This is a genomic window from Photobacterium halotolerans DSM 18316 (assembly GCF_000425165.1).
GTDB classification, from domain to species: domain Bacteria; phylum Pseudomonadota; class Gammaproteobacteria; order Enterobacterales; family Vibrionaceae; genus Photobacterium; species Photobacterium halotolerans.
In genome coordinates, this window is record NZ_AULG01000049.1 from 1 (window position 1) to 2,174 (window position 2,174).

1 protein-coding gene is annotated in these 2,174 nt (G+C 50.3%); it reads right to left on the bottom strand.

What is annotated here, in order from left to right:
- The coding region (locus H511_RS24805; protein ID WP_162144607.1) for a DNA cytosine methyltransferase at positions 1–2,174 on the bottom strand (2,174 nt) is incomplete at both ends.

Below are 2,174 nucleotides of genomic sequence, written 5' to 3' on the forward strand. Positions count from 1 at the left end.
CCGTCACTGACAACAATCAGATCAAGATTCGGGTTGATGTACTCACGAACCTGTTTAGCGATACGGCGGTAAGATTCATTCTCAGATTTGTTAGCCAGGTAATCCACGACATCGAGGATGCTCCCGTTATCAACCAGCACATCTTTAATCGACTTCGCTTTTTTGTACGCGGTAGGTTTGGCCAGGGCCGATTGCTGTTTGATCGTCTTCTCGTCGCGGAATTCAACGCCGAAAGCCTTATTCAGCTCTGCGGTTTTTTCCAGTGGTACGCGTTGCCATTTGTTGAGTTTGAAATCGCCTGATTTTTCCATCCAACGGTCGGCTTCTGGGTTCCACTTATAGAACTTATCCGATTTGTGGAACAGTCGTTCCACGCTTGGCGTAACGTCTGGCTTGCCCCACGCATCCGACTCAATGGAGCGGTCAGCGCCGTTGGCCAGGAAAAAACCATACGCCATACCTTCGGGCGTGGTTGACCGGTCATATTTATCTTGCGCATTGTCGCCGCGCATTTCGTTCTGCATCGCGCTGCCGCGCTCAGGCGCGGTTAGTGCTGTCGGGAAATCATTGTTAAAGCGTCCGTGAAGATTTGTCTCTTTCGAATAGTCTGAACCCAACTGATACGGTTGGAAGTTAAGCACCGGTTTACCAACATCCGTCAGTTTGTCGATACGGCCAACAGGGTTTTCTACAGCCCAAAACTGAGGCTTAAAAAACTCCACAATGGCCAGTGTTTGATTGACCAACGCAACAGATGCTTCGGTCTCACCGTTAACGTCTTTGCCTTTCCACCATCGTGCGCCGGTCGCTGTGAAGTCAGTACAAGGACACGCGGCCAGGATGCCGTGAACTTCATCAATCCCCATATCAGACATCTCTTGCCGGTCGAGATTGTTGATATCCATTTCCCAGCCATCACCGTTGACTAGGTTTAAGTCGAACTGGACAACGTTATAACCTGCGTCTTTGTATGGCTTCACCCATTCGCCGGTTGAATCGAACAGAGACAGAATTGTCTTTTTGCTGTTCTCAGCACGGTTACGCTTGCCGGTTTCCGCTGCTATGCGCTTCCACTCAGCCAAGCGGGCATCAGCTTCTGATTTTGTCAGAACAGGGACGCCTTGCAACTCATTGGATAGGCGGTGATCCTTGCTACCAAGCACAGCTGGTCCAATCAAAGCATTTCGCGCCATCCAGCCATCATTCATAAACAGTTCATCGGCCATATCCTCACGGTCGAGATCTGCCGCACCTTCCAACTCATACCCCAGCGCTTCCAGTTCGCTGTCAGTCAGAAATGCGATCTTCCCTGTCTCTGGGTTGCGGATATGCGCACCGACTAAAACGCCTACATCAGTAGCGGCAACGTGCTCACCCAACTCAACGCCGGTGATCTCATATTCGCCGGTTGGGAGCGTCAGCTTAGAGCCAGCCTTTACAACATTTGACTGTGGAACACTTGTTCCACGATCAACAGCATCAGGCGCGGCATCCTTCTGAGCTTCTGGTTGTGGAACATCTGTTTCACGGTTGTCAGGATCAGACGCCTCCCAGCCAGCAGGCAGCTGGTCAGTCAACCCATTATCCTTAGCGTACTGAATGGCGTTTTCGATCTCGCGGTCTTTCAGGAAGTTTTTCAAAACCGTTTTCGGTGAGTTGTTCTTAAACTGGCCGGTCGATTTCGTTTGATCGGTTTTGAATGAGCCACCGTTCGCCACGCGCTGCATTTCACTGAACCATTTGTTGATATGGTCAGGGGTGTTCAGCACCTTGAATTTACCATCGCCTTTTATGTCGAACGTAACGTAATCATTCAGGGCGTTCTTTTCCAGATCGTCGAGTTGTTCCTGTAGTTGCTGTTTTTCTTGCTTGTGCTGTTCAAGCTCTTTGTTGTTAGGGTTATGGTTATTAATAGCGCCAATGAGTGTTGATACTTTTTTCAACTTATGTTGAAGGCTCTTAGCCTTCTTCGCCGCTGCTTCAATTTCAGCAGCGCGCGGGTTTTTCTCGGCCGCTGCCAGTGCTTTTTCGACCTCTGGGCGAATTGCGTCAACAACTTCGCGATTTGTGGCCACGCGGTTGTTGTTGACTACTGCAGTGTAAAGGGATTCCTCGATTTCATCGGGAGTGGCTGGCTCCGCTTTACCGTCCTCGACGTGAACAGCCTCAGTCGG